Raw genomic sequence first — 25,881 nt, 5'->3', positions numbered from 1 at the left:
GCCATGCGCAGCGAGGAGCTGGGCGAGACCCTGCTGCCCAAGCGCCTGGCCCTGCCGATCTTCGCGTCCGACCCGCTCTCCTCGGTGGCCTACGCCACCCAGGAGATCCTGCTGGTGCTCACCGTCGGCGGCACCGCCTTCCTCTACCTCACCCCCTGGGTCGCGGCGGGCGTCGTCGCGCTGATGGTGGTCGTGGTGCTGTCGTACCGTCAGGTGGTGCACGCCTACCCGAGCGGCGGCGGCTCGTACGAGGTGGTCTCCAGGAACCTCGGGCCGAGCTCGGGTCTGGTGGTGGCGGCCTCGCTGCTGGTCGACTACGTGATGACGGTGGCCGTCTCGGTCGCCTCGGGCGTGGACAACATCATCTCGGCCCTGCCCGCCCTGGCGGACCACCGGGTCGCGCTCGCGGTCGGCTTCGTGGCGCTGCTCGCCGCGATGAACCTGCGCGGCGTCCGGGAGTCCGGCAACGCCTTCGCGGCGCCGACCTACCTCTTCATCGGCGCGATGCTGCTGATGATCGTCACCGGGCTGGTCCGGGTGGCCTTCGGCGACGCACCGGTGGCGGAGAGCGCGGCGTACGGGATCACCGCCGAGCACGGCAAGGACGCGCTGGCCGGGCTCGGCCTGCTGGTGCTGGGCCTGCGGGCGTTCGCCTCCGGCTGCACCGCGCTGACCGGGGTGGAGGCGATCTCCAACGGCGTGCCGGCCTTCCAGCAGCCGAAGTCCAGGAACGCCGCCACCACCATGGGCGTGATGGGCCTGACCGCCGTGGTGATGTTCGTCGGCGTGACCGCGCTGGCCCTGATCGCCAAGGTCCACTACGTCGACGACGCCTGCCAGTTGACCGGCTTGGCGGGGGAGTGCGGCGGCTTCACCCAGCAGACCGTGATCGCCCAGCTGGCGGCCGCGGTGTTCGGCGGCGATGACTCGGTGCTGTTCTACCTGATCCAGGCGGCCACCGCGCTGGTGCTGATCCTGGCCGCGAACACCGCCTTCAACGGCTTTCCGCTGCTGGCCTCGATCCTGGCCCAGCACCGCTACCTGCCCCGGCAGATGCACACCCGGGGCGACCGGCTCGCCTTCTCCAACGGCATCATCGCGCTCGCGGTGGTGGCGGGCGGCCTGCTCTGGCTCTACGACGCGGACGTCACCGACCTGATCCACCTCTACATCCTCGGTGTCTTCACCTCCTTCACGCTCTCGCAGATCGGCATGGTCAAGCACTGGAACCGCATCCTGCGGACCGAGCAGGCCCCGTCGGTGCGCGGCGCGGCCCAGCGCTCCCGGGTGATCAACGGCTTCGGCGCGGTGGTCACCGGGCTGGTGCTGGTGGTCGTGTTGGCCACCAAGTTCACCCAGGGCGCCTGGCTCGCGGTGGTCGCGGCCGTGCTGCTCTGGCTGATGATGCGGGCCATCCGGCGCCACTACGACGCGGTGGCCCAGGAGTTGGCGGTCGAGGACCCGGCGGCCGAGTCGGCCCGGCCGGCCAAGGTGCACGGCATCGTGCTGGTCTCCAAGGTGCATCGGCCGACCCTGCGGGCGCTCGGCTACGCCCAGGCCTTCGGCCCCGACACCCTCGAGGCCGTCAGCGTCGCGGTGGAGCCGGACTCGACCGCCGAACTGGTCGCCCAGTGGGCCGAGTTCGACCTCCAGGTGCCGCTCAAGGTGCTCGACTCGCCGTACCGGGAGATCACCAAGCCGGTGGTGGGGTACGTCCGATCGGTGCGGCGCGGCAGCCCGCGCGACGCGGTCGCGGTCTTCATCCCGGAGTACGTGGTCGGCCACTGGTGGGAGCACCTGCTGCACAACCAGTCCGCCCTCTGGCTGAAGAGCCGGTTGCTGTTCACGCCCGGCGTGATGGTGATCAGCGTCCCCTGGCAGCTCTCCTCGGCGCCCCGGGCCGACCGCCCGGCCCGCCGGGCCCCCGGCTCGGTCCGCCGGGGCGAGCCGACCCGGTCCAAGGTGGGCTGAGCAGGCACGTCGAAGGCGGCCCCGGGCGGTGGGGGGCCGCCTTCCGCGTTGCCGGGGCCGGTGCGTTCCCGGGGTCGGCGTCAAGGCCGCGTCAAGGTTGCGGGTGGCCCCGTATGGAGCGCGTCAGGAACCGCGTCACCGTTGTGACCAGCTGATTTGCTTCATTCGTCGACCTGCCGTCGGCGCCGTGAGGGTCCGTCAGGACCACGAACGGCCTGGTATCCGACCACTTTTGGTGGAGCACATGTCCGATCTCATCTTCGTCGGCGTCACGGTCGCCGTGTTCGCCGTCATCGCCCTGATCGCCCGGGGGGTGGAGAAGCTGTGAGCGCCGAGAACATCGCAGGTCTCATCGTCGCCGTCGCCCTCGTCGGCTACCTCGTCGTGGCGCTGATCTACCCGGAGAAGTTCTGACATGGGTTCCACTCTCGCGGGCTGGCTCCAGGTCCTCGCGCTGGTCGGCGCGCTGGCCCTGTGCCACCGCCCCCTTGGCGACTGGATCGCCAAGCTCCTCACCTCCGCCCGGCACCTGAGAGCCGAGCGCGTCGTCTACAAGGTCGTCGGCGTGGACGGCGACGCCGACCAGCGCTGGCCGGTCTACCTCCGCTCGGTGCTGGCCTTCTCCGCCGTCTCGGTCCTCTTCCTCTACGGCCTGATCCGGCTCCAGGGCCACCTGCTGCTGAGCCTGGGCGTGCCGCAGATGCCGGGCCACCAGGCCTGGAACACCGCGATCTCGTTCACCACCAACACCAACTGGCAGTCCTACTCAGGTGAGTCGGCGATGGGCCACCTGGTCCAGATGGCCGGCCTCGCGGTGCAGAACTTCGTCTCCGCCGCCGTCGGCATCGCCGTGATGGCCGCGCTGATCCGGGGCTTCACCCGCAACCGCACCGACCGGGTCGGCAACTTCTGGGTCGACCTGACCCGGATCGTGCTGCGCCTGCTGCTGCCGCTGTCGATACTCTTCGCGCTGGTGCTGGTCGCGAACGGCGTGGTGCAGAACTTCCACGGCTTCCACGAGCTGACCACCCTGGCCGGCGACCCGCAGTCGGTCCCGGGCGGTCCGGTGGCCTCGCAGGAGGTCATCAAGGAGCTGGGCACCAACGGCGGCGGCTTCTTCAACGCCAACTCCGCGCACCCGTTCGAGAACCCGACCGGCTTCACCAACCTGCTGGAGATCTTCCTGCTGCTGGTGATCCCGTTCGCACTGCCGCGAACCTTCGGCCGGATGGTCGGCGACACCCGCCAGGGCTACGCGATCGTCGCGGTGATGGGCCTGTTCTGGGCCGCCTCGGTCGCCCTGCTGACCCTCGCGGAGTTCCAGCACTCCGGCTCCGCGCTGCAGGCGGCCGGCGGTGCGATGGAGGGCAAGGAGCAGCGCTTCGGCATCGCCGCCTCCTCGCTGTTCGCGGCCTCGACCACGCTGACCTCCACCGGCGCGGTGAACTCCTTCCACGACTCGTACACGCCGTTCGGCGGCGGGCTGACGGTCTTCAACATGATGCTCGGTGAGATCGCGCCCGGCGGTACCGGTTCCGGCCTGTACGGGATGCTGATCCTCGCGGTCGTCGCGGTCTTCGTGGCCGGGCTGATGGTCGGCCGCACGCCGGAGTACCTGGGCAAGAAGCTCGGCGGGCGGGAGATGAAGTTCGCCTCGCTCTACATCCTCACCACGCCGACCCTGGTGCTGGTCGGCACCGGCATCGCGATGGCGCTGCCCGGCGAGCGGGCCGGGATGCTCAACTCCGGGGCGCACGGCTTCTCCGAGGTGCTGTACGCGTTCACCTCGGCCGCCAACAACAACGGCTCCGCCTTCGCCGGGATCACCGTCAACACCGACTGGTACGACACCGCGCTCGGCCTGGCCATGGTGTTCGGACGCTTCCTGCCGATGGTGTTCGTGCTGGCGCTGGCGGGTTCGCTGGCCCGGCAGCAGCCGGTCCCTGCCACTCCGGGCACCCTGCCCACCCACAAGCCGCTGTTCGTGGGCCTGCTGTCGGGCGTCGTCCTGATCGTGGTCGGCCTCACCTACTTCCCGGCCCTGGCGCTCGGGCCGATCGCGGAAGGTCTGCACTGATGTCCACCGTCACCCCCACCCCCCAGCAGGCTCCGCACCGAGCCGCGACCGGGCTGCTCGACCCCAGGCTGGTCGTCGCCTCGCTGCCGGACGCGGTGAAGAAGCTCGACCCGCGCGTCATGATCAAGAACCCGGTCATGTTCGTGGTCGAGGTCGGCTCGGTGGTCACCACCGTCGCCGCGATCGCCGACCCGTCCGTCTTCGCCTGGGCGATCACGCTCTGGCTCTGGCTCACCACCGTCTTCGCCAACCTGGCCGAGGCCGTCGCCGAGGGCCGGGGCAAGGCCCAGGCCGACACGCTGCGCCGGAGCAGGACCGAGACCATGGCCCGCCGCCTGCTGGACTGGCCCGCCTCGCGGGCCGAGGAGCAGGTACCGGGTACCGGACTCCGGCTCGGTGACCACGTGGTGGTCGAGCCCGGCCAGACCATCCCCGGGGACGGCGACGTGGTCGAGGGCGTCGCCTCGGTGGACGAGTCCGCCATCACCGGCGAGTCCGCCCCGGTCATCCGCGAGTCGGGCGGCGACCGCTCGGCCGTCACCGGCGGCACCAAGGTGCTCTCGGACCGGATCGTGGTGAGGATCGCCTCCGAACCCGGCAAGTCCTTCATCGACCGGATGATCGCCCTGGTCGAGGGCGCCGCCCGGCAGAAGACGCCGAACGAGATCGCGCTCAACATCCTGCTCGCCTCGCTCACCGTGGTCTTCCTGATCGCGGTGGTCACCTTGCAGCCGATGGCCACCTTCGCGGGCGCCCCGCAGTCGATGATCGTCCTGGTCGCACTGGTGGTGGCGCTGATCCCGACCACCATCGGCGCGCTGCTCTCCGCGATCGGCATCGCGGGCATGGACCGCCTGGTGCAGCGCAACGTGCTGGCCATGTCCGGCAGGGCAGTTGAGGCCGCCGGTGACGTCAACACGCTGCTGCTCGACAAGACCGGCACCATCACCCTCGGCAACCGCCAGGCGGCCGAGTTCCAGCCCGCCGAGGGAGTCACGGTCGAGGAGCTGGCCGACGCCGCCCAGCTCTCCTCGCTCGCGGACGAGACCCCCGAGGGCCGCTCGATCGTGGTGCTCGCCAAGACCGCGCACGGCCTGCGGGCCCGCGCCCAGGGCGAGTTGACGCACGCCACCTGGGTTCCGTTCACCGCGCAGACCCGGATGTCGGGCGTCGACCTGGACGAGGCCGAAGGCGTCCACGCCATCCGCAAGGGAGCCGCCGGGTCCGTCACCGCCTGGGTGACCGAGAACGGCGGGACGGTGGGCCGGGACATCGCCGACCTGGTGGACGGCATCGCCGCCGCCGGCGGCACCCCCCTCGTGGTCGCCTCCCGGATCGGCGCCGAGGCCCCCGAGGCCCTGGGAGTCATCCACCTCAAGGACGTGGTCAAGGAGGGGATGAAGGAGCGGTTCGACGAACTGCGCCGGATGGGCATCCGGACCGTCATGATCACGGGCGACAACCCGCTGACCGCCAAGGCGATCGCGGCCGAGGCCGGCGTGGACGACTTCCTCGCCGAGGCCACCCCCGAGGACAAGATGGCCCTGATCAAGAAGGAGCAGGCGGGCGGCAAGCTGGTCGCGATGACCGGCGACGGCACCAACGACGCCCCCGCCCTCGCCCAGGCCGACGTCGGCGTCGCGATGAACACCGGCACCATGGCGGCCAAGGAGGCCGGCAACATGGTCGACCTGGACTCCAACCCCACCAAGCTGATCGAGATCGTCGAGATCGGCAAGCAACTCCTGATCACCCGTGGGGCGTTGACCACCTTCTCGATCGCCAACGACGTGGCCAAGTACTTCGCGATCATCCCGGCCATGTTCGCGGCGGTCTACCCGGGCCTGGACCGGCTGAACATCATGCAACTGCACAGCCCGCAGTCCGCGATCACCTCCGCGATCGTCTTCAATGCCTTGGTCATCGTCGGCCTGATCCCGCTCGCCCTGCGCGGCGTCAAGTACCGCCCGTCCGACGCCAGTTCGCTGCTGCGCCGCAACATCGGGGTGTACGGGCTGGGCGGTCTGGTGGTGCCGTTCGTCGGCATCAAACTGATCGACCTCATCGTCCAGTTCATCCCCGGCCTGAGCTGAAAGGAGCGCAGGACATGTCGAAGCCACTGCCCCACGCCGTCCGGACCCACCTCACCGCGCTGCGGATGCTGCTGGTGATGACCGTCGTCCTCGGTCTCGCCTACCCCCTGCTGGTCACCGGCATCAGCCAGGTCGCCTTCAGCGAGAAGGCCAACGGATCGATCGTCAGCTCCGGCGGGACGGAGGTCGGTTCCAGCCTGCTGGGCCAGAACTTCAACCTCCCCAAGAAGAACCCCGACGACGCCGACGAGGCCGCCCAGCCGGACCCGAAGTGGTTCCAGCCCCGCCCGGCCGCCTACCCCTACGACCCGAAGAGCTCGGGCGCCTCCAACCTCGGCCCCAACAGCGAGGACCTGCTGAAGGCGGTGGAGGAGCGCCGCGCGGCGGTCGCCGCCTTCGACGGGGTCGACCCGGCCGCCGTCCCGGTGGATGCGCTGACCAGCTCCGGCTCCAGCCTCGACCCGCACATCTCGGTCGCGTACGCCGAGCAGCAGGTGGCCCGGGTCGCCAAGGCCCGCGGCCTCGCTGCGGACACCTTGGAGAAGCTGGTCGCCCAGGCCACCGAGGGCCGCTCGCTCGGCTTCCTCGGGCAGGCGGGCGTCAACATCGTCCTGCTCAACCAGGCCGTGGCGGAGCAGAAGTGACGGCTCCTCCGGCTGTGCTGCCCGCACCGCCTGCACCTTAGAACGACCGGCCCGGGTACGGGGGAGCGCCTCCCCTGCCCGGGCCGGTCGGCCGAATTCCACCTTCCGCCCTCGCACGAAAAGAGCAGCGCCCGTGGCCCGCGACCTCGCCCCCGGCTCCCGGACCCGCCGGGGCCGGCTGAGGGTGTACCTCGGTTCGGCCCCCGGGGTCGGCAAGACCTACCGGATGCTCGACGAGGCCCGGCGGCGGCAGGAGCGCGGGGCGGACGTGGCGGTCGGCTGGATCGAGTGCCACGGCCGCCGCCACACCGAGGGCATGCTGGACGGCCTGGAGACGGTGCCCCGGCTCCACCGCACCTACCGGGGAACCGAGTTCGAGGAGATGGACCTCGACGCGGTGCTGGCCCGCCGTCCGTCCCTGGTCCTGGTGGACGAGCTGGCGCACACCAACATCCCGGGCGGGCGGCACGCCAAGCGCTGGCAGGACATCGAGGAGATCCTGGCGGCCGGGATCGACGTCATCACCACCGTCAACATCCAGCACCTCGAATCCCTCAACGACGTGGTGCAGAAGATCACCGGCATCCCGCAGCGGGAGACCGTCCCCGACCAGGTGGTCCGCCGGGCCGACCAGCTCGAGCTGGTCGACATGGCCCCGCAGGCGCTGCGCCGCCGGATGGCCCACGGCAACATCTATCAGGCCGAGAAGGTGGACGCCGCGCTCTCCCACTACTTCCGGGTCGGCAACCTGACCGCCCTGCGGGAACTCGCCCTGCTCTGGGTCGCGGGCCGGGTCGACGAGGGCCTGCGCGAGTACCGCGCCACCCACCGGATCGACCGGGTCTGGGAGACCCGCGAACGCGTCGTGGTCGCGCTCACCGGCGGCCCCGAGGGGCAGACCCTGATCCGCCGCGCCGCCCGCATCGCCGACCGTACGGCCGGCGGTGAGCTGGTGGCCGTGCACATCACCCGCAGCGACGGCCTGGCCGGTGCCTCACCCGGAAACCTGGCCGAGCAGCGGCAGTTGGTGGAGAGCCTGGGCGGCAGCTACCACGTGGTGGTCGGCGACGACATCCCCACCGCGCTGCTCTCCTTCGCCCGCGCCCACGACGCCACCCAGCTCGTCCTCGGCACCAGCCGGCGCGGCCGGACCAACCGCTTCCTCACCGGCCCCGGCATCGGCGAGACCACCGTGGACGCCTCCGAGGACATCGACGTCCACATGGTCACCCATGAGTTCAGCGGCCGGGGCCGGCTGCCCTCGCTCGGCCGCCGCCACTCCACCCGCCGCACCGTGGCGGGGTACGCGGCCGGACTCGTGCTCCCGGTGCTGCTCACCCTGGGCCTCTCGCACGCCGGGCTGAACCTCACCACCGACGCACTGATCTTCCAACTCGGCGTCGTCGTGGTCGCGTTGCTGGGCGGCTCGGCGTCCGCCCTGCTCGCCTCGGTGGCCGCCTCACTGCTGCTGAACTACTACTTCATCCCACCCGTCCACACCTTCACCATCACCGAGCCCAACAACGTGATCGCCCTCGCGGTCTTCGCCGCCGTCGCCCTGACCGTCTCCACCGTGGTCGACCACGCCACCCGCCTCACCGCCCGGGCCGCCCGGGCCACCGCCGAGGCCGAGACCCTCTCCACCCTGGCGGGCAGCGTCCTGCGCGGCGCCGACGCCCTGCCCGCCCTGCTGGAGAAGTCCCGGACGGCCTTCTCGATGGACTCCGCTGCCCTGCTGGAACGCACCGGCGGCACCGTCATCGCCCGCAGCGACTCGGGTGCGGACCCGGTCGCCGACCGCGAGGTCACCGAACTTCCGGTCGGCGCCGACGCGTTGCTCGTCCTCACCGGCCGTCGGCTGCCCGCCGCCGACCAGCGCGTCCTGATCGCCTTCGCCGCGCACGTCGCCGCCGCCCTCGAACGCGACCGCCTCGCCACCGCCGCCGCCGAGGTCGAACCGATCAAGGCCGCCGACCGGATGCGCACCGCCCTGCTCGCCGCCGTCAGCCACGACCTCCGTACCCCGCTCGCGGCCGCCCTCGCCTCGGTCGGCTCGCTCCGCAGCCCCGACGTCGAGTTCTCCGACCAGGACCGGGCCGAACTCCTCGCCACCGCCGACGAATCCCTGCTCAAGCTCAACCGCCTGGTCGACAACCTGCTCGACCTGAGCCGCCTCCAGGCCGGCGCGCTGGTGCTGCACCTCCAACCCACCCACCTCGACGAAGTCCTGCCCCGGGCCCTCGACTCCCTCGCCGACCCCCACGCCCCCGTCCAGCCCCTCGACCTCGCCACCGTCCCGCCGGTCCTGGCCGACCCGCCCCTGCTGGAACGGGTGCTGGCCAACGTCATCACCAACGCCCTCCGCCACAACGCCCCGGGCGCTCCCGTCCTGGTCACCGCCAGCACCCACGCCGCACGCGTCGAGATCCGCATCGTCGACCGCGGCCCCGGCATCCCCACCGAGGACCGCGACCGCGTCTTCCTCCCGTTCCAACGCCTCGGCGACACCGACAACACCACGGGCGTGGGCCTCGGCCTCGCCCTCTCCCGCGGCCTCGCCGAAGCCATGGACGGCACCCTCGAAGTCGAGGACACCCCGGGCGGCGGCACCACCATGCTCCTCACCCTCCCCGCCGCCGGACCGTCCCAGGACGGGCAGGAATGAGATGCCGTTCGGCTCTCCGCAGGACTTGGTTCGGGGTTGGGCCTCACTGTTCCGACAACAGGTACATGCGCAAGCGAGTGAACGGTATGCGTGGTGCTGTCTGTCTGGCAGCGGTGTCGGTCCTGCTGGGAGCGGGCGCGGCTGTTGCGGCCCCGGCCACGGCCCAGGCGGCTCCGTTGCCAGCCGTTCCTACTTCATGGCGGCGTCGAACGTCAGGGACTACAAGTGCGTCGCCAGTGGCAGCCTCTGGGCCGGCAAGGTCCTGGCCAGTTGATCACTGCGCACGGAACCCGGCCTTCGGATGCGGTTGGCCGCCGCACCCGAAGGCCGGGTTGGCCCGGGGTCGACCGTGGCTCCGGGCCTTCTAGGCCGTGCTCCTGATTTTCCGCAGCAGAGCCTCGGCACGGGCGATGTGGAAGGGGTGGGCGGTGGCGCGGTGCAGGGTGAGTGCTTCGGCCGCCAGGGCGCCGGCCGGCTGGACCTCACCGTCGGCCAGGTGCTGTGCGGCCAGTACCTGCAGGGCGAAGCCCTCCAACGGCCGGTAGCCGGATTCGCGTGCCAGCTGCAGGGCGTGGGCTGCGCGCTCGCGGGCGGGCGCTGCCCGGTTCCGGCGTCGGTCGGTCTCCGCCAGGCCGATCAGGGCGGCGACGAGCGGGTGGCGGACATGGCTCTCCTCGGCCAGGGCAAGCGCCTTCCCGAAGACGGCCTGGGCGACCAGCAGGCCACCCAGGCGCAGCCGGGTGGCGCCGAGGACCAGCAGCGCTCGGGACTGTGCGTAGGGGTCCGCGCTGCGGCGGGCCATCGCAGCGGCGGTTCGGGCGTGCCGCAGCGCCTGTTCGGGGTGGGTGTCGTCGAGTTCGACCCAGGCGAGGTTGGTCAGTGCGGCGGTCTCGCCGTCGCGGTGGCCGACCCGGGTGTCCAGGTCGATTGCGTCGCGGAGGCAGGTGCGTGCCTGCTCGAACCGGCCGCGGCGGTGGTGCACGGCGCCGAGGTTGATCAGTGTCGCGGCCTCCGTGCGGGTCGTCCCGGCGGCGCGGCTGAGGGCCAGTGCCTCGGCCAACCGGGCTTCGGCGTCGTCGAGTTCACCGGTGCGCAGCAGGTCGGCGCCGAGGTTGTTGAGTCCGATCGCCCGGCCGGTGGTGCGGCCGAGGGAGGTGTTGATCGCCAGGGCCCGTTCCATGTGGGTGATGGCGTGGGCGGTCCAGCCCTGGATGGAGCAGGCGATGCCGACCTTGTCGGTGGCGGAGGCGACGGCCTCGGCCCAGCCGGCCCGTTCGCCGTGCCGGATGGTCCGGCGCCCGTAGGCGATGGCGCGTCGGTAGTCGCCCCGGCAGTGGTGGAGGAAGCCCAGCCCGGCGGCGGCGGAGGTGCGGGCCCAGTCGTCGCCGGCGCTCGCCGCGGCCGCCTGCGCTGCCTCGGCGACGGTGAGCCAGCGCACCAGGGCGCGCTGCGCGGCGAAGTACGGCCGCAGGGTGTCGCCGAGTTGCCAGGCCGTCCGGGGCAGTCCATGGTCGGCCGCCTGCGTCGCGATCGCGGTCAGGTTCTCCTCCTCGGTGACCAGCCAGGTGCGGGCCTGGTCCGGGGTGTTGAAGCGGGCCGGGTGCGGGTCCACGGGGAGCCGGACGAACTGCGGGAACAGCAGCCGGGCGGCGGCGTCGGCGCGGTGCAGGTACCAGTCGTGGGCGCGCCACAGCGCGGCGGCGCGCGCGGTCAGGGTGTCCTGGTCCTCCGTGAGGTCGCGTGCGTAGGTGCGCAGGAGGTCGTGCAGCGTGTACCGGCCGTCGGCCGCCTCGATCACGAGGTGGCTGTCGGCGAGGTCCCACAGGTGCTCCTGCGCGTCGGGAACCTGGTTCTGGGTCAGGGCCGCGACGAGTTCGGTGGTGAACTCGCGGACCGGCAGCAGGCCGAGCGCGCGGAACGTGGCGCGCACGTCGGCGGAATGGGCCAGGTAGGAGTAGGAGAAGACGGTGCGCAGGCTGGCCTGGGCGTCGCCCCGGACGGTGAGGCGGGTCAGCGCCGAGTCGCCGGCCAGGCGGGCCACGGTCCGGGCGATCGGGGTGGTGCCGTGGTGGCGGGGGACGGCGATGGTGGCGATCCGGATCGCCAGGGGAAGCCGTCCGCACACCTGGGCCAGGGCGGCGGCCGCCTCGGGTTCCGCCGCTGCCCGGTCCTGGCCGACCAGGCACGCCACCAGCTCCGCGGCCTCGGGCTCGGTCAGCGGCTGGAGCAGGAGTTCGCACGCTCCCTCGCGGGCGATCAGCCCGGGCAGCCGCTCGCGTGAGGTCACCACCACCCGGGTCCCACCGTCACTGGGCAGTGCGGGTCTGACCTGCTCCGCCTCGCGGGCGTTGTCCAGGACGAGCAGCAGCCGCTTCCCGGCGACGAGCGAGCGGAACAGGCCGGCGGCTTCCTGCTCGACGGCCGGGATCCGCGCCGGCGGCACCCCGAGCGCGCCCAGCAGTTGGCCGAGCGCCTCCAGCGGCCGGAGCGGCCTGCCGGGTCCCCAACCCTGCAGATCGACGTACAACTGGCCGTCCGGCCACTCGGATCGGGCTGCCCACGCGGTGGCCAGGGAGCTCTTTCCCGCCCCCGCCATGCCCGAGACGATCAGTGGGCCCGATCCGTTTCCGGCGGCCCAGGCGTCGAGTGCGGCCAGCTCCTGCCGCCGACCGACGAACAGCTCCACCCGGGCCGGGAGCTGCCGCGGCAGCACGGCCCCCTGCGGCTTCGCCGCGGGCGCGGTGAGCACGAGGCGGTGGGCGGCCTGCAGCACCGCGCCGGGATGGCTGCCGAGCTCTGATCTGAGCCTTGACCGGGTCTGTTCGAACGCCTCCAGTGCCTCCGCCGTCCGCCCGCAGCGGTGCAGCGCGGTCACCAACTGGGCCGCCAGCGGCTCGGCCAGGGGATACTCCACCATCAGCTGCGACAGGTCGCCGGCCACCTCGGCATGCCGGCCCGCAGCCAGTTCGGCGGTGTAGAGCTGAACCAGCAGGTCGACCCGCTCCCGGCTCAGCGCCTCCCGGACCGCCTCACCCCACTGTCCGGTGACCCCGCCGAGCGGTTGCCCGGTCGGCCACAGTGCCGACGCCTCCCGCCACAGGCCCAGCGCCGCGTCCGGGGGCGCCTGCCGCGCGCGGGCTGTCAGCTCCCGCATGTGGTGGACGTCCACCAGTTCCGCCGCCGCCTCCAGCACGTACCCCGGGCCCACGCGCCGCAGGGACACGCCGTCCTGACCCGCCAGCAGCCGGCGGAGCCGCGACACGTACGCATACAGGGTGCCTCGGGCCGCCGGCGGCGCATCGTCCCCCCACACCCGGTCGACCGCGGCGTCGACCGAGACGGGCTGGCCGTTGCTCAGCGCCAGCACGGCGAGAACGCAGCTCGGCCGCGAGCCACCGACGGACACGAAGCCGCCGTTCACCATGAGACCGACCTGCCCGAGCAGTCTGATCGCCATATCCCCCCCTGGATATCTGTGAAAGTCAGGTGATGATCGCCGACGGTCCGTCAGGGATCAAGGCTCTCTTGCTTGCTGATACCGGATGGTTCCCAGGGGTCCGCACCACGAAGGAGCATTTGGGTGCCACACATTCCGCTTGCAGACTGCAAGGCCGTTGCAAGGGCGGCGGCGCATACTTCCCGAACCACCGAATCCGGAAGGGAAGACATGCGACATCCAGCCCGTAGTGGGCGAGCCCTGTCGGCTCTGGCCTGTGCAGCGCTCGCGGTCGCCGTACTGACCGCATGCACCGGCTCGCCTCTCTCGTCGGGCCCGTCCTCCACCACGCAGTCCCCGCCCAGCAGGGCTGTCCAGCGCTGGTGGCACGACGACGGCGGGAGACAGTCGATCCTCGAACTCAACAAGACGGTCAAGGCCGTCGGGGACTCGCTCGGGACGAGCAACGGCCAGATCTGGGACGCCTGCGCGGCCCTGCGCGACACCGTGAAGCGCATGCGGACCACGACCCCCGTCCCGGACTCCGAGCTGGCCGACCACTGGAACGGAGCCCTCGACGACTTCCAGGGCATGGCCGAGATGTGCGTCGAAGAGAGTGAGGCGGACAGTGAGGAAGACCGCACCCGCTTCGAAGCCCACTACCGGACCGGATTGCAACACCTCGTCGCCATCGCCCAACGGGTCACCGGCAAGCAGTGACCCCGTCAGCCCCCGAACCGACCCCGTAGCGGCCCCGCCGGAGAAGCAGGAAGAGAATCTCGGGCCGCCCACAATCCGACCCGGCGCCGCATGCCGCTGATGCCCGGAGATCCGCCTGGTCGATATGTGCTGGCCGGTTGGGTCAAAGGCCGGGAGACTCAGGTGCTGTGAACATGGGGATCTCTGGTTTTGAGCCGTCCTTCCTGATCGGGGTCGACGCGATTCGGCAGGTGCACGGATCACGCTTGGCGGAGCTCACCGGTAGGCGGCTGACGGGGTTCGCGCTGGTGCGGTTCGCCGAGGACGGGGACTGGTTCGCCGACTGCCCGGTGGTGCTGGACTTCGACGGCATCCAGGTGGAGCTCTGCCACTGGAAGCTCGACGAACTCTCGATCGGCTGGGACGCCATCGACACCACGGCGGCCATCACCGGGTGGGAGTCGTCCGAGTTCACGCCCCGGTGGTCCCACAGCGACGAACGCCTCGAACTGTGCCTCGGCGACGTACTGCGTGAGGTCACGCTTCTCGAATGGCAACCGGCCGACCGTGACCTGGCGGCAGGAACTGTGGCGGTGGAGTTCACCTTCGCCAGTGGCTGCCTGCGGATCGTCAACGGCCTCGACGAGAACAGCATCGAGGTCGGCGCGGCCCACCCGAACTACGTCCGACACCGGCTGGGCCACTGAGCACTACCGCCCGGTCGGCTTCCGGCCGATCTCGATGACCGGCGGCAGGGCGGGCGCAGGCGGCGGGGTCAGCGGCCGGCGGCCGGGACCAGGCCCGGGGCGAGGCGGTAGGACAGGGCTTCCAGCAGGGGCTTGCGCTTGGTGTTCTGGAAGGCGGCGATCAGCCACTGCCCGTCGTCGCCGCGGACCAGGGTGTACGTCTGGATCTTGCTGAGCTTCTGGGGGCGCTTGCCCTTGTAGGTGTCCCCGCGCCCGTTCACCACGGCCAGGCCGGGGGCGGGGAAGCGGATGTCGAGCGTGGCGTCGGCCAGCCGGGTGCCCTTGGCGAGGCCGCCGAAGAGGGTGCGGTGGCAGGCCACGATGTCGGGCCGGCCCTGGTAGCGGGTGCCGATGTAGGTGATGTAGGTGGCGTCCTCGGTGAAGAGGTCGCCGTACGCCTCGGCGTCGTGCCGCGCCCAGGCGTCGACGAGCCGGTTCAGCACGGCCTGGACGGCGGCGGTTTCGCTGGTTGACTGCATGACGGACCACTCCCCGATGGTTAGACTGAGACAGATGCTGCTCATGTGCAGTATCTGCATGCGTGCAGATATTAAGATAGAAGGAGCCCCGGGGAATGGCAACAGGCAACGGCGCGGACGCGCACACGGTCTTCCGGCAGTACCTGGACGCGGTCGGCCTCCAGGGCCTGGCCAGTGCGGAGGCGGCGGGGCTGCACACCTCGGAGTGGTACGCCCTCAGCCTCATCGGCCTGGCGGGGAGCATGACCTCCGGTGAGCTGTCCGCGCGCACCGGGCTGACCACAGGCGCGACGACCCGGCTCATCGACCGGCTCGAACGGGCCGGCTACGCCCGGCGGGTGGCCGATCCGGCGGACCGGCGCCGCGTCATGGTGGAGGCGGTGCCGGACGCGCTGGACCGGGTCGAGGACGTGGTCGGCCCGGCCCGCAGGCATGTCGCCGCGGTGATCGGCAGCTACTCGCCCGAGCAACAGGCGCTGCTCTTCGACTACTTCGCCCGGGCCGCGCCCGCCTTCCGCGCGGCCACCGAGGAGATCCGCACCCAGGTGGCGCCCCGGCGCGCCAAGTCCCGCCCGGAGAGCCAGGGTTGAGGCCAGGCCGGCTGCGGTCAGCGAACGCCGCGCCGCACCTGGAACTCGTGGTGCAGCCGGATGCTCTCGTCCCGTGCCACCGTCGCGAGGTACGAGCTGTGGGGATCGTCGGCGTGCCAGAAGCCGGAGATGGCCAGCTCGTGTGCCGCCAACGCCTCCTCGTACCGGGCCGCCTGTCGGAGGTCGAGGGCGAGGTCCAGGTGGACGGCGGCCTCCACCAGGCGGTCCGCCCGGGAACGGGAGAGCGCCAGGGCCTGCCGGCGGACCGAAAGGGCCCGCTCCAGCAGCCCGCCTTCGCGCAGGGCGGTGGCCAGCCCGTTGACCGCGTGGCTCTCCCGGGGGTCGTCCGACTCCCGGAAGGCGGCTGCGCTGCGGGTGAAGACTTCGACGGCCTCGCCGGAGCGGTCCGCGCAGAGCAGTGCGCCGCCCTGGTCGAGCAGCGCCGCGCCTTCCTCGCCGTGGTCGCCGATCACGGCGAGCACGTCCACGGCCAGTCGGAACGCTTCGGCGGCGTCGTCGAAGCGGCCGACAGTGTTCAGGGCGCTGCCGAGGTTGCACAGAGCCCGGGCCTTGGCGTGGGAGTCCTCGCGGTCCCGGCCGGCGGCGACGGCCCGCTGCAGGACCTCGACGGCTTCGGCGTCACGCTCCAGCAGGGTCAGTGCGACGCCGAGGTTGTTCAGCGAATCCGCCTCGCCGGGCGGGTTGGAGAGCCCTCGGTGGATCTCGGCGGCGCGGCGGTGTTCGGCGACGGCCTCCTCGGCGCGGTTCAGGTGTTGGAGGGCGGTCCCGAGGTTGTCGCGCACCACGGCTTCGTCGCGCAGGTTTCCCACGGTCCGGAGCAGGACGATGGCCTTGCGGTGGGCGTCGACGGCTTCGTCGGAACGTCCCAGCAGCGCCAGCGCGACGCCGAGATTGCTCAACGTCCCGGCCTCGAGCCGGTCGTTGCCGAGAGCGTGGTGCTCGGCGGTCGCCCGGCGGTGGGCGTCGGCAGCTTCCTCGTACCGTCCCAGTCCGCGCAGGGCCATGCCCCGCATGTTGAGGATGCGGGCGGCAGCGGTGGGGACGCGGAGTCCGACGGCCATCGGGTGCGCGGCCTCGGCGATGGCCAGCTGGTCGGCGAAGTCCCGCCGCTGGTACAGGAATCGGCTGAGCAGGAGCGTGAGAGTGACCGCTGTCCCCGGGCTGTCCGTGGTGGCGGCGAGGACGGTGGCCACCAGGTTGCGGTGCTCGGCACCGAGCCAGGCCAGGGCGTCCGCGCGGCTCGGGAACCGGTCGCCGGTGGGGCCGAGCGGCACCTCGAAGTGTGCGTCGGCAGCCTGAGCACCGGTCAGGTAGTGCTCGTGGAGCCGGTCCTGGGCATCCTCCCGCTCCTCGGCCCCGAGGTCGGCCTCGCCATCTGCCCGCCCGCGCTCGTGGGCGTACAGCCGCACCAGGTCGTGCATGCGCCAGCGTCCCCACTGGTGGCCGGCCTCGACCAGGTGGGCCCGGGCGAGGTCCTGGAGCAGCAGTTCCGTGCTCAGGCCGCGCCGGTCGAGCAGGTCCGCGGCGGCCCCGGTGGACAGGTCGGGGCCGGGATTCACCGCCAACAGCCGGAAGGCCCGGGCGTGTTCGGGGTCGAGGCGGTGGTACGAGAGGTCGAACGCCGCGCGGACGGCCCGGTCCCGGCGGCCCAGCACGTCCAGGCGGTCGTCGGCGGACTGCAGGGCCTCGCGGACGGAGGAGAGCGGGCGGGCCGGGAAGTCGGCGAGCAGCGCGGCCACGATCCGCAGGGCCAGGGGCAGGCCGGCGCAGAGCTCCGCGACGGCGTCGGCCTCGTCGGGGGCGTCGGCCACCCGGGTGTCGTCGGCGGCATCGGCGGCGCGCGCGGCGCGGATCGCCCGGTCGAGCAGCGCCACCGAGCCTGCCCGGTCCAGCGGTCGCAGCTCCTGGCGGCGGGTGTCGAGGTCCAGCGCGTCGCGTGAGGTGACCAGGGCAGCGGTACGGCCGTCGGTCGGCAGCAGCGGCCTGGCCTGTCCGGCGTCGGAGGCGTTGTCGATGACGACCAGGATCCGCCGGTCCTGCTCGGCGAAGGCGGCCAGGACGCTCCGGTACAGCCGGACCCGGTCCTGGAGCCCGGCCGGGACGGCTGCGGAGGGCAGGCCCAGCGCCCGGAGGAATCCGTCCAGGGCGAGTTCGGGTCCGACCCGGAGCGCGGGGTCGTAGCCGAACAGGTCGACGAACAGCACTCCGCCGGGGAACCAGCCCGGTCGGGCGAGGGCACGGGACGCCGCCTGGACGACGAGCGCGGTCTTCCCGACCCCGCCGAGCCCTTCCACCGCCGTCACGGGGACCTGGCGCGGCCGGTCCGCAGTCGGATCCAAGTCCCGTAGCAGCCGGTCGAGTTCGTCCTCCCGCCCGGAGAACGAAGGGGTGGGTGCGGGCAGACCGGACAGGGCCGGGGTGATCTCCGGCGGCAGGGTGAGGTTTACCGTGCCGCTCTGGATGACCGTGCTGAAGAAGACACCGCCGTCGATGCGGTTCGAAACTCCGGGTCCCACGGTGCCGCCCCCAGCCTGTGACCGATGCCGACACCCTAGGGTGCGGGCCGACCGGGACGGGGGAAATCCGGCAAGTCTCCTGGGTGGTCGCGCTGGAGCTGTACGGAGGCCGCCGCTCACCGCGTCCACGTGATCACCTCAGCGGGCCTGCTCGGTGGCGGCGCCCCTGGTGCTCAGCCCGTTCACCCGCCGGCCGCGTGAAGTCCGGAGCAGAGCAGGTCGAATGCCTGGAGGGCGGCCGAGGCGACGGCGTCGCGGGCGGGTGCGGGCGGTTCGCCGGACATGATGCGTCGTCGGAGTTCGCGCAGGGCGGCGCGGTGCGTCCCGGCGATGGCGCCCGCGAGGAGCGGGGGCAACGCGGCGGCAGCGGCGACCCCTGCCGGGCGTGCGGCGTTCGGCGGGTGCTCGGTCAGGGCGGTCGCCAGGGCGGCCTCGATGTGTTCGCCGATCTCGCGTTCGCGGTCGGACAGGGCCGGGCTGTCCTGGATGACCCGCCAGAACGCGGGTGCTCCGGGCTGGAGTCCGAGCGCGGGGTGGTCCTGCCGCAGGGTGGAGAGCAGGTCGTCGCGGACGGCCTCGACGGGGCAGCTGCCCGGGGGGCGGACGCGTACCAGTGCGGCGAGATGGTCCTCGACCTCGGCCTGGCGGTCGAAGAACAGGTCTTCCTTGGCGGGGAAGTAGTTGAACACGGTGTTGGTGGACACGCCCGCGTGCCGTGCCACCTCGGCGACCGTGACCTGGTCGAAGCCGTGCTCCAGGAAGAGCGGCAGGGCCGCGTCGGCGATCGCCGTACGGGTCTGCTGCTTCTTGATCTCTCGAAGGCCCATACCGCGCATGATAGTGTCACCACAAATTTGGGGTGACACCAAGAATTTGGGGGCGACGGCGTGACCATGACCTTCGGCATCTATCCCGGCGGCATCCTGGGCGACGACCAGGGCATCATCCATCCGGTCCGGCCGGACGCACCGGATCGGATCATCGACGCCCTCGACCAGCTCCAGGGCGACGCGGCCACGTTGTCCGTACGCGCCTACCGGTCGTTCGCCGCCACCGTGACACCGCCTCAGCCCACACCCGCCGATCCGCACGCCTACCTCCAGCGCGGCCGCACCCTGGACCTCGTGCTGCAGTTCCGCGAGCCGTCGGGTGCGCTGGACGGCTGGCCGGAGTTCGTCCGCCGGGCGGTCCGGACCGGCGGCCCCGGGCTGGCGTCGGTCCAGATCTGCGAGGAGCCCAACCTCGACCTTCCTCCGGTCGACGGCAGCATCCCCAACGTCCTGAACGCGCTCGTCCAAGGCGTGGTCGCCGCCAAGCAGGAGGCCCGATCCCTCGGCCGCCGGGTGGAGGTCGGCTTCAACGCCGTGCCGACCTTCGACCCGTCCGACACCTTCTGGTCCGACCTCGGGGCCCTGGCCGACGCGCGCTTCCGAGCGGACCTGGACTACGTCGGCCTGGACTTCTTCCCGGACGTGTTCCGGCCCATCGCGGCCGACCAGCTGGCAGCTGCCGTCACCGCGGTCCTGACGGCGTTCCGCCGCACCGACCTGCCGCAGGCCGGCATCCCGGACACCGTCCCGATCCGCATCTGCGAGAACGGCTGGCCCACCGGCCCCGGTCGCACCGAGCAGCAGCAGGCCACCGCCCTCGGCACCGTCATCCGGACCGTCGCGGCCCTCGCCGCCGAGCTGAACATCGACGGCTACTCGCTCTTCGCCCTGCGGGACGCCGACAGCAACGCCGAAGGGCTCTTCCACCACTTCGGCCTCCTGCGCGACGACCACACCCCCAAGCCGGCCTTCACGACCTACCGGCACCTCATCGGCGAGCTGGGCAACCCGCCGGCCGGCTCGGCCCAGTGACGTCGCGGCGGCCAGGCGCCGGGAACGCTGTCGCTGGGTCAGAACCGCTCCAGTGAAAGGTGAGTGATGACCGGCGGGCAGGAGCGGCCCCGAGCTACGCCGCCGGTTCGGCGGTCTGGTCGGTGCGCTCGATCTCGTTCTCGCGGACGAGCCACAGCGCGAGCGCGGCGCCCGCGAAGCTGAGGACGGCGCCGAGGACCAGGATCTCGTTGAAGCCGGCCAGGAAGCCTTCGCGGGCCGCGTCCGTGATGGCCTGGCGGGACTCGGGCGGGAAGGCGGCGACGGCCTGGGGGAGGTTGCCGGAGGAGGCGGCCTCGACCAGTTCGCGCGGGTGGGAGCCGGTGGCGGCGGGGGTGCCCGCGGTCAGGTCCCTGACCTTGTCGGCGCCCCGGCCGATGAAGATCGCGCCCCAGACGGCGATGCCCACGGCGATGCCGACCTGGCGGAAGGTGTCGTTGATCCCGGCGGCCATGCCGCTCTGCTGCTTGGGGACGACGCTCACGGCCACGTCCGCGATCACCGGGTTGACCAGGCCGACGCCCGCGCCGCCGACCAGGAACCCGGCCAGCAGGGTGGTCCACTCGGAGTCCGCGTCGACGCCGCTCATCAGCAGCAGGCCGACCCCGACCGCCGCGAGCCCGGCGCCGAGCATCAACCGGGCAGGCACCCGGGACAGCATCAGCCCCGCGATCGGTGCGACGAAGAAGCTCAGCACGGTGATCGGCAGGTAGCGCAGCCCGGCCTGGAAGGGGGAGAGGCCGAGGAAGTTCTGCAGGTAGAGGGTCAGGTAGAGGAACAGGGCGAACAGCGAGCCGGAGACCGCGAAGGCGGCCAACTGCACCCCGGTGAACGCGTGCCGCCGGAACAGCCCCAGCGGCAGCATCGGCTGGGCGACCCGGAGTTCGATCAGCACGAACGCCGCCAGCAGCACGGCCGCGCCCACGAACAGCCAGATGATCAGCGCGCTGCCCCAGCCCTCGGCGTTGCCCCGGACCAGGGCCAGCACCAGCAGGAACAGCGAGCAGCTGAAGGTGGCTACGCCGCCCCAGTCGACCCGGGTGGCGTTCGGGTCGCGGCTCTCCCGCAGCTTCAGCTGGGTGACGATCAGCGCCGCGACGCCGATCGGCAGGTTGAGGTAGAAGATCGACTCCCAGCCCAGCCCGTCGGTGAGCGCCCCGCCGACCAGCGGTCCGACCGCCACTGCGATGCCGATCGTCGCGCCGTACGCGCCCATCGCCGCGCCGCGCTCGCGCCCGGCCGTGAACTCCTGGGCGATCAGGGCCAGCGACACCGCGAACATCGCCGCGCCGCCGACGCCCTGGAGTGCCCGGGCCAGGTTGAGGACGGTCGGGTTCGGCGCCAGTGCGCAGAACAGCGAGGCGAGGGTGAAGATCGCTAGCCCGATGCTGAACATCCGCCGCCGCCCGAGCCGGTCGGCCAGCGAACCGGCCGTCAGCACCAGGGCGGCCAGCGTCAGCGCGTAGGCGTCGAAGACCCACTGCAGATCGGTGAAGCTCGCCCCGAGGTCCGCCCGGATCGCCGGCAGGGCCACGTTGACCACGGTGATGTCCAGCAGCAGCATGAACGTCGCCACCAGGACGGCGACCAGGGTCCACCATTTGCGTGCCATGAGGCCGATCTCCTCGCTGTGCAGCAGTGCTGACTCGCTGTCACGACGGTAGGCGACCGGTGAACCCGCGCCCCGGACAGACACGAGTGTCAGGGGTGTCCGGGGCGCGGGTGTCGGCCGTTCGGGTCGGCGCCCGGGTTCTGGCAGCCCGGGCTACGACAGCCCGGGTTACGGCAGTCCGGGTTAAGGCAGTCCGGGCTACGGCACCGGCTGCGGCTGGGTGACGCAGTGGATGCCGCCGCCGCCCGCACCGATGGCGTCGATGTTGAGCTGCTCGATCACCCGGCCCGGGAACAGGCCGGCCAGGGTCGCCTTGGCGGCGGCGTCGGCCCGGCTGTCGCCGAACTGGGCCGAGATCACCGCGCCGTTGCAGACGTAGAAGTTGGCGTAGGAGCCGACGAAGTTCTGGTCGGTCGACCGGATCACGTTGTAGTCGGGCCCGCCGAGCTTGGTGACCTGCACGGTGGTCCCCTTGGCGTCCACCGAGGTGGAGAGGACGTTGTACTGGTTGATCGCGTCGTTGTACCAACCGTCGTGCGGGTCCTTGGCGTTCGGCTGCTGGACCAGCCCCTTGCCCTGGGCCAGGAAGCGCGAGGTGGCGTCCACGTGGTCGCGGGTGATGTCGCCCGAGTCGACGTAGCCGTTGAACCAGATCACCTTGCTGGCACCGTACGCGGCGCACATCGCGGCGGTGGCCTGGGCCTCCGTCATGCCGGGGTTGCGGTTGGGCTCCAGCAGGCTGCTGCGGGTGGCCATCAGGGTGCCCGCGCCGTCGGTCTCGATCGCGCCGCCCTCGCCGGTGATCCCGGCGGCGGTGAACGGGACGCCGAGGTAGGCCGCCACCTTGGCGGCGACCTGGCCGTCCTTGGTGGAGGTCTGGCGCTTGCCCCAGCCGTTGAAGTTCAGGCCGATCGCGTCGAGCCCGCCCGCGCCGTTGGTGCGGAAGACCGGGCCGGAGTCGCGCATCCAGCAGTCGTCCACCGGGATGGTCCCGATCACGGTGATGTTCGGGTGGGTGCACATCGACTTCGCCTTGGTGACGCTGGCGGAGTTGGCGCACACGGTGACCGGCTCGTACTTGGCGATGGTGTTGGCGATCAGGGCGATGTTGGCCTGGACGTTGGCCAGCGAGGTGCCCCGCCCGCCGCCGCTGCCCCAGATCGCGGTGCTGTCGGGCCAGGCCATCCAGGTCCGGGTGTGCTGGACGGTGTCGACCGGGACGGAGTACGTGCCGGTGCCGCCGGTGGGGGTGGGGCTGGGCGTCGGGCTGGGGCTGCACCCGGCGGTGACCTCGGCGTGGGCGACCTGGGAGGTGCCGCTGTTGGCCGCCCAGACCACGCCGACCGTGGTCGCGCCGGCGATGGCCAGGATGCTGCGCCGGTCGATCGGACGGGCGTGGCTTCTGCCGGTCGGCCCCTGCCGTTCCACGTGCTCGTTCATCTCGCTGTCCTCACTGTGGGGGTGTCGGCCGCTGCGCTGCCGATGGCGAGGACGCTATAACTGACCAAGCGCTCGGTCAATAACTCGAACGGAACTGATGGACCGTCAATTTCCTTGCAGGAAAAGGGTGGTGGACGCTCGATCGGCAAACGGGCAAGATCGACTCCCGGCGGGCCCCGGCTCGCTAGAGTGTGCGGGTGGCCAACCGAGCTCAGGACCTCCGCACCGCCGTCGACCCGGCCCGTAGACCGCGGGCCTCGGCCAAGGGCGAGCAGACCAGGGCGCGGCTGCTCGCGGCGGCCCGCAGCCTGCTCGCCGGGGACGGCGAAGTCCCGTTCACCACCCGCAACGTGGCCGCGCTGAGCGGTGTCACGCACGGGATGTGCCACTACCACTTCCAGAACCGCACCGACCTGATCGTTGCGGTGGTCGAGGACATCAGGGCCGAGTGGATCACCCCGCTGGAGGAGGCCGCCGCCACGGCCGGCACCTTCGCCGAACGGGCCGAGCGCATGGTCGGGCTGCTCACCCAGCCGGAGGCCGGCGACCTGTCCCGGCTGCACTCGGCGCTGCACTGGTTCGCCGTCACCGACGAGCGGGTCAGGACCGCACTGGAGGCGGAGTACCGGCGTTGGCGGGCCTGCTTCGTGGCGCTGTTCCAGGTGCTGGCGGACGAGCGCGGCGACGGCCTGGACCCGCGCCCGCTGGGCGAGGCGATGGCGGCGGCGACCGACGGACTGGCCGCGATCCAGGCGCTGGACGCCGAACTCGACGCGGCCGCCGTGATGCGGGCCCTCGTACACGGCCTCGCCAAGCCCTGAGCCACAGTCCGACCCCAAGCCCTGACCGAAGCCCCGCACGGACCCGCCGTCAGGTCGGCGCCGCCCGCCGCTCGGTCCTGATCCCGAACGCCACCGTGCAGGTCAGGCTGGCCGCGATGATCCCCTCCGCCCAGAAGAACGCCACGTAGTCCATCAGCGACCCGATCGGCGGCGTACCGGGCGCGGCGTTGCGCAGCCCGACCAGCGCGAACAGCGTGGCCGCCATCCACCCCAGGGCGGGCCAGACCAGCCCCTGCCGCTTGCGGTACAGCACCTCGGCGCCGCCCAGCACCGACAGCGCCAGCGCCCACATCGCCAGGATCATGAACCAGGCCAGGATGAAGGTGCTGCGCGACCTGCTGACCTTGGCCTCCAGCACGGTGGTGCCGGAGGCGGCCGCGTTGCTGGAGGGCCGGACGGTGAAGAACGGGTCGGCGTCGGTGAAGGTCAGTGCGACCGGCAACTCGGCCCCGCCGGCCCCACCGACTCCGCCGACCGTGGCGTTCCAGCCGACCGAGATCCGGTAGCGGTCGAAGGGGTAGTCGGAGGGCGTGCCGCCGTACAGGCCGACCGTGATCGGCTGCGCGGTGACCGCCTCGCCGGGGGTGCTGCGCAGGGTGGCCTTGGTGAGCGAGCTCGCGGTGACCTCCACCGCCCGGGTGAAGACCAGCGAATCGGGGCTCTCGGCCAGGCTCCCGTGCGGCACCAGGACGGTGTAGAGCACGAGTTGCTGGGCCTCGGTGTCGATCTCCTGGGCGGTGATCTCCAGTTCGACCCCGTCACCTTCGAACTCCGCGCCCACGTGCCGGGGTTGCTGGCGGCTGTTGCGCTCGTTGAAGTACAGCCCGATGCCGGCCGCGACCAGCACGGCCATCAGCACCAGGACGACGACGTGCCGCAGGCCCCGTCGGCGCGGTTCGGTGGTCACGGGGCACCGGGGGAGGAGGGCTGCTGCTGGGTCGAGCAGTGGATGCCGCCGCCGCCCGCCGCGATCGCGTTGATCTCGACCGGGGCCACGGTGCGTCCGGGGTGCAGCTCGGCCAGCACGCCGGCGGCCCGGTCGTCGGAGGCCTTGTCGCCGAACCGGGGCATGATCAACCCGCCGTTGACCACGTAGTAGTTGAGGTAGGTGGCGAGGAAGTCCTTGCCCCGGTCCTCGGTCAGCTCGGGTTCGGTCAGCTCGACCACCCGCAGCTTGCGGCCCTTGGCGTCGGTGGCGGTCTTCAGCACCTCCAGCGCCTGGTCGGAGGCCTTGGACCAGATGTCGGCCGGTGCGCCCGGGCCCGGACGGTGGATCACCACCACGCCCGGCTCGGCGAACCGGGCCAGGGCGTCGATGTGGCAGTCGGTGATGTCCTGGCCCGCGACACCGGCGAACCAGATCACCTGCTGCACCCCGAACAGCTCCTTGAACGCCGCCTCGATCTGGTCCCGGGTCTTGCCTGGGTTCCGGTTCGGGTTGACCCAGGAGCTCTCGGTGGCCATCAGGGTGCCCTCGCCGTCCACCTCGATGCCGCCGCCCTCGCCGGTGATCGGTGCCTGGACCCGGCGGATGCCGTAGCGCTCCAGCAGGTTCGCCGCCACCCGGCTGTCGTTCCCGTGGGCCTGCTTGTTGCCCCAGCCGTTGAAGTTGAGGTCCACCCCCGCGATCCCGCCGGGGCCGGTGACGAAGGTCGGGCCGGTGTCCCGGGCCCACAGGTCGTCCACCGCGAGATCGATCACCTCGACGGTGGCGCCGCAGAGCTGCCTGGCCTGGGCGCTCTGCTCCGGACGGGCCATCAGCACCACCGGTTCGAACCGGGCGATGGTCTGCGCCACCCGCGCGATGTCCTGCCGGACGGCGGGCAGTTGGTCGCCCCACACCTCCTCCAGGGCGGGCCAGGCCATGAAGGTCCGGACGTGCGGGGTCGACTCGGCCGGCATCGCGAAGGCGGCCGCCGGGCTCGGACTGCCCGCAGGCGTACTCGCGGGGGTGACCGAGGGCGCGGTCGACGGTGCGGCCGAGGGGGAGGCCGACGGCGCGTCGTCGGCGGCGCCGGAGGAGCAGCCTTCGAGCAGCGCCAGTGCGGCGACGGCCGAGCCCGACCGCAGCAGGGTCCGGCGGGAGAGGTCTGTCATGGGGTTTCCCGTCTTCGTGCGGGCTACGGCTGATCTCCGACAGTAGAGGCCTGCACCCGGAGCGCCGGTGATC

At 71.9% G+C, this 25,881-nt stretch carries 19 protein-coding genes; 11 read left to right on the top strand and 8 right to left on the bottom strand.

The window, feature by feature from the left end; translation table 11 throughout:
* Positions 1-3 precede the first annotated feature (3 nt).
* The 6 genes from ABT118_RS17565 to ABT118_RS17540 all read left to right on the top strand — a co-directional run bounded on the left by ABT118_RS17565 (position 4) and on the right by ABT118_RS17540 (position 9,450).
* Entirely contained in the window at positions 4-1,971 is a 1,968-nt protein-coding gene (locus ABT118_RS17565; RefSeq protein WP_350669670.1) for an APC family permease, read from the top strand.
* A 324-nt stretch (positions 1,972-2,295) separates the two neighbouring features.
* Positions 2,296-2,385 carry a K(+)-transporting ATPase subunit F gene (gene kdpF, locus ABT118_RS17560; RefSeq protein WP_097237446.1) on the top strand — a complete coding sequence of 30 codons (90 nt, stop codon included), beginning with the start codon at positions 2,296-2,298 and terminating at the stop codon, positions 2,383-2,385.
* Position 2,386: 1 nt separating this feature from the next.
* On the top strand, positions 2,387-4,048 hold the full coding sequence (gene kdpA / locus ABT118_RS17555; RefSeq protein ID WP_350669424.1) for a potassium-transporting ATPase subunit KdpA: 1,662 nt from the start codon (positions 2,387-2,389) through the stop codon (positions 4,046-4,048).
* Positions 4,048-6,141 carry a potassium-transporting ATPase subunit KdpB gene (kdpB, locus tag ABT118_RS17550; protein WP_350669423.1) on the top strand — a complete coding sequence of 698 codons (2,094 nt, stop codon included), beginning with the start codon at positions 4,048-4,050 and terminating at the stop codon, positions 6,139-6,141. The genes kdpA and kdpB overlap by 1 nt, the downstream gene beginning before the upstream one ends.
* A 14-nt stretch (positions 6,142-6,155) precedes the next feature.
* Positions 6,156-6,785, top strand: a complete 630-nt coding sequence (kdpC, locus tag ABT118_RS17545; RefSeq protein WP_350669422.1) for a potassium-transporting ATPase subunit KdpC — start codon at positions 6,156-6,158, stop codon at positions 6,783-6,785.
* 133 nt (positions 6,786-6,918) lie between these two features.
* Positions 6,919-9,450 carry an ATP-binding protein gene (locus ABT118_RS17540; RefSeq protein WP_350669421.1) on the top strand — a complete coding sequence of 844 codons (2,532 nt, stop codon included), beginning with the start codon at positions 6,919-6,921 and terminating at the stop codon, positions 9,448-9,450.
* 364 nt (positions 9,451-9,814) lie between these two features.
* On the opposite strand, the gene ABT118_RS17535 is transcribed toward ABT118_RS17540, so the two are convergent.
* Complete coding sequence (locus ABT118_RS17535; protein WP_350669420.1) at positions 9,815-12,907, bottom strand: AfsR/SARP family transcriptional regulator; 3,093 nt, start codon at positions 12,905-12,907, stop codon at positions 9,815-9,817.
* A 123-nt stretch (positions 12,908-13,030) separates the two neighbouring features.
* On the opposite strand from ABT118_RS17535, the gene ABT118_RS17530 reads away from it, so the two are divergent.
* Together ABT118_RS17530 and ABT118_RS17525 are read left to right on the top strand one after the other, a co-directional pair.
* Positions 13,031-13,606, top strand: a complete 576-nt coding sequence (locus tag ABT118_RS17530; protein WP_350669419.1) for a hypothetical protein — start codon at positions 13,031-13,033, stop codon at positions 13,604-13,606.
* Positions 13,607-13,851: 245 nt separating this feature from the next.
* The gene (locus tag ABT118_RS17525) at positions 13,852-14,292 is read left to right on the top strand and encodes a hypothetical protein (RefSeq protein ID WP_350669418.1); all 441 of its coding nucleotides are present in this window, start codon (positions 13,852-13,854) and stop codon (positions 14,290-14,292) included.
* 68 nt (positions 14,293-14,360) lie between these two features.
* Here the strand turns inward: ABT118_RS17525 and ABT118_RS17520 are convergent, their stop codons facing one another.
* Positions 14,361-14,810: an SgcJ/EcaC family oxidoreductase gene (locus tag ABT118_RS17520; protein ID WP_350669417.1), complete on the bottom strand. Its 450-nt coding sequence runs from the start codon at positions 14,808-14,810 to the stop codon at positions 14,361-14,363.
* A 95-nt stretch (positions 14,811-14,905) separates the two neighbouring features.
* Here ABT118_RS17520 and ABT118_RS17515 point away from each other — a divergent pair, with 95 nt between their 5' ends.
* Positions 14,906-15,400: a MarR family winged helix-turn-helix transcriptional regulator gene (locus ABT118_RS17515; RefSeq protein ID WP_350669416.1), complete on the top strand. Its 495-nt coding sequence runs from the start codon at positions 14,906-14,908 to the stop codon at positions 15,398-15,400.
* 17 nt (positions 15,401-15,417) lie between these two features.
* On the opposite strand, the gene ABT118_RS17510 is transcribed toward ABT118_RS17515, so the two are convergent.
* Together ABT118_RS17510 and ABT118_RS17505 are read right to left on the bottom strand one after the other, a co-directional pair.
* Positions 15,418-17,937, bottom strand: a complete 2,520-nt coding sequence (locus ABT118_RS17510; protein WP_350669415.1) for an ATP-binding protein — start codon at positions 17,935-17,937, stop codon at positions 15,418-15,420.
* Between the two features lie 182 nt (positions 17,938-18,119).
* On the bottom strand, positions 18,120-18,764 hold the full coding sequence (locus ABT118_RS17505; protein ID WP_350669414.1) for a TetR/AcrR family transcriptional regulator: 645 nt from the start codon (positions 18,762-18,764) through the stop codon (positions 18,120-18,122).
* Between the two features lie 66 nt (positions 18,765-18,830).
* Here ABT118_RS17505 and ABT118_RS17500 point away from each other — a divergent pair, with 66 nt between their 5' ends.
* The gene (locus tag ABT118_RS17500) at positions 18,831-19,799 is read left to right on the top strand and encodes a hypothetical protein (RefSeq protein ID WP_350669666.1); all 969 of its coding nucleotides are present in this window, start codon (positions 18,831-18,833) and stop codon (positions 19,797-19,799) included.
* A gap of 94 nt (positions 19,800-19,893) precedes the next feature.
* Here ABT118_RS17500 and ABT118_RS17495 read toward each other — a convergent pair whose 3' ends face one another.
* A complete protein-coding gene (locus ABT118_RS17495; RefSeq protein WP_350669413.1) occupies positions 19,894-21,429 on the bottom strand; it encodes an MFS transporter in 1,536 nt (511 codons plus the stop codon).
* Between the two features lie 198 nt (positions 21,430-21,627).
* Complete coding sequence (locus ABT118_RS17490) at positions 21,628-22,869, bottom strand: agmatine deiminase family protein (RefSeq protein WP_350669412.1); 1,242 nt, start codon at positions 22,867-22,869, stop codon at positions 21,628-21,630.
* Between the two features lie 197 nt (positions 22,870-23,066).
* On the opposite strand from ABT118_RS17490, the gene ABT118_RS17485 reads away from it, so the two are divergent.
* A complete protein-coding gene (locus ABT118_RS17485; RefSeq protein ID WP_350669411.1) occupies positions 23,067-23,690 on the top strand; it encodes a TetR/AcrR family transcriptional regulator in 624 nt (207 codons plus the stop codon).
* Between the two features lie 49 nt (positions 23,691-23,739).
* Here the strand turns inward: ABT118_RS17485 and ABT118_RS17480 are convergent, their stop codons facing one another.
* Both ABT118_RS17480 and ABT118_RS17475 read right to left on the bottom strand, forming a co-directional pair.
* Positions 23,740-24,618 (bottom strand): DUF8686 domain-containing protein, encoded by an 879-nt coding sequence (locus tag ABT118_RS17480; protein WP_350669410.1) that lies wholly within the window; start codon positions 24,616-24,618, stop codon positions 23,740-23,742.
* Positions 24,615-25,808 (bottom strand): agmatine deiminase family protein, encoded by a 1,194-nt coding sequence (locus tag ABT118_RS17475; RefSeq protein WP_350669409.1) that lies wholly within the window; start codon positions 25,806-25,808, stop codon positions 24,615-24,617. The genes ABT118_RS17480 and ABT118_RS17475 overlap by 4 nt, the downstream gene beginning before the upstream one ends.
* Positions 25,809-25,881 lie beyond the last annotated feature (73 nt).

The sequence above is a fragment of the Kitasatospora sp. NPDC002040 genome, from assembly GCF_040296785.1.
GTDB lineage: Bacteria > Actinomycetota > Actinomycetes > Streptomycetales > Streptomycetaceae > Kitasatospora.
The sequence above is the reverse complement of the archived record's forward strand: the minus strand, read 5'-3'. Positions and strand labels throughout refer to the sequence as shown.

Excerpts from the sequence above, each read along its gene's own strand:
- ABT118_RS17565 (WP_350669670.1), top strand. The coding sequence starts at position 4 with ATGCGCAGCGAGGAGCTGGGCGAGACCCTGCTGCCCAAGCGCCTGGCC.
- kdpA (WP_350669424.1), top strand. The coding sequence starts at position 2,387 with ATGGGTTCCACTCTCGCGGGCTGGCTCCAGGTCCTCGCGCTGGTCGGC.
- kdpB (WP_350669423.1), top strand. The coding sequence starts at position 4,048 with ATGTCCACCGTCACCCCCACCCCCCAGCAGGCTCCGCACCGAGCCGCG.
- kdpC (WP_350669422.1), top strand. The coding sequence starts at position 6,156 with ATGTCGAAGCCACTGCCCCACGCCGTCCGGACCCACCTCACCGCGCTG.
- ABT118_RS17535 (WP_350669420.1), bottom strand. The coding sequence starts at position 12,907 with ATGGCGATCAGACTGCTCGGGCAGGTCGGTCTCATGGTGAACGGCGGC.
- ABT118_RS17520 (WP_350669417.1), bottom strand. The coding sequence starts at position 14,810 with ATGCAGTCAACCAGCGAAACCGCCGCCGTCCAGGCCGTGCTGAACCGG.
- ABT118_RS17515 (WP_350669416.1), top strand. The coding sequence starts at position 14,906 with ATGGCAACAGGCAACGGCGCGGACGCGCACACGGTCTTCCGGCAGTAC.
- ABT118_RS17505 (WP_350669414.1), bottom strand. The coding sequence starts at position 18,764 with ATGGGCCTTCGAGAGATCAAGAAGCAGCAGACCCGTACGGCGATCGCC.
- ABT118_RS17500 (WP_350669666.1), top strand. The coding sequence starts at position 18,831 with ATGACCTTCGGCATCTATCCCGGCGGCATCCTGGGCGACGACCAGGGC.
- ABT118_RS17495 (WP_350669413.1), bottom strand. The coding sequence starts at position 21,429 with ATGGCACGCAAATGGTGGACCCTGGTCGCCGTCCTGGTGGCGACGTTC.
- ABT118_RS17490 (WP_350669412.1), bottom strand. The coding sequence starts at position 22,869 with ATGAACGAGCACGTGGAACGGCAGGGGCCGACCGGCAGAAGCCACGCC.
- ABT118_RS17475 (WP_350669409.1), bottom strand. The coding sequence starts at position 25,808 with ATGACAGACCTCTCCCGCCGGACCCTGCTGCGGTCGGGCTCGGCCGTC.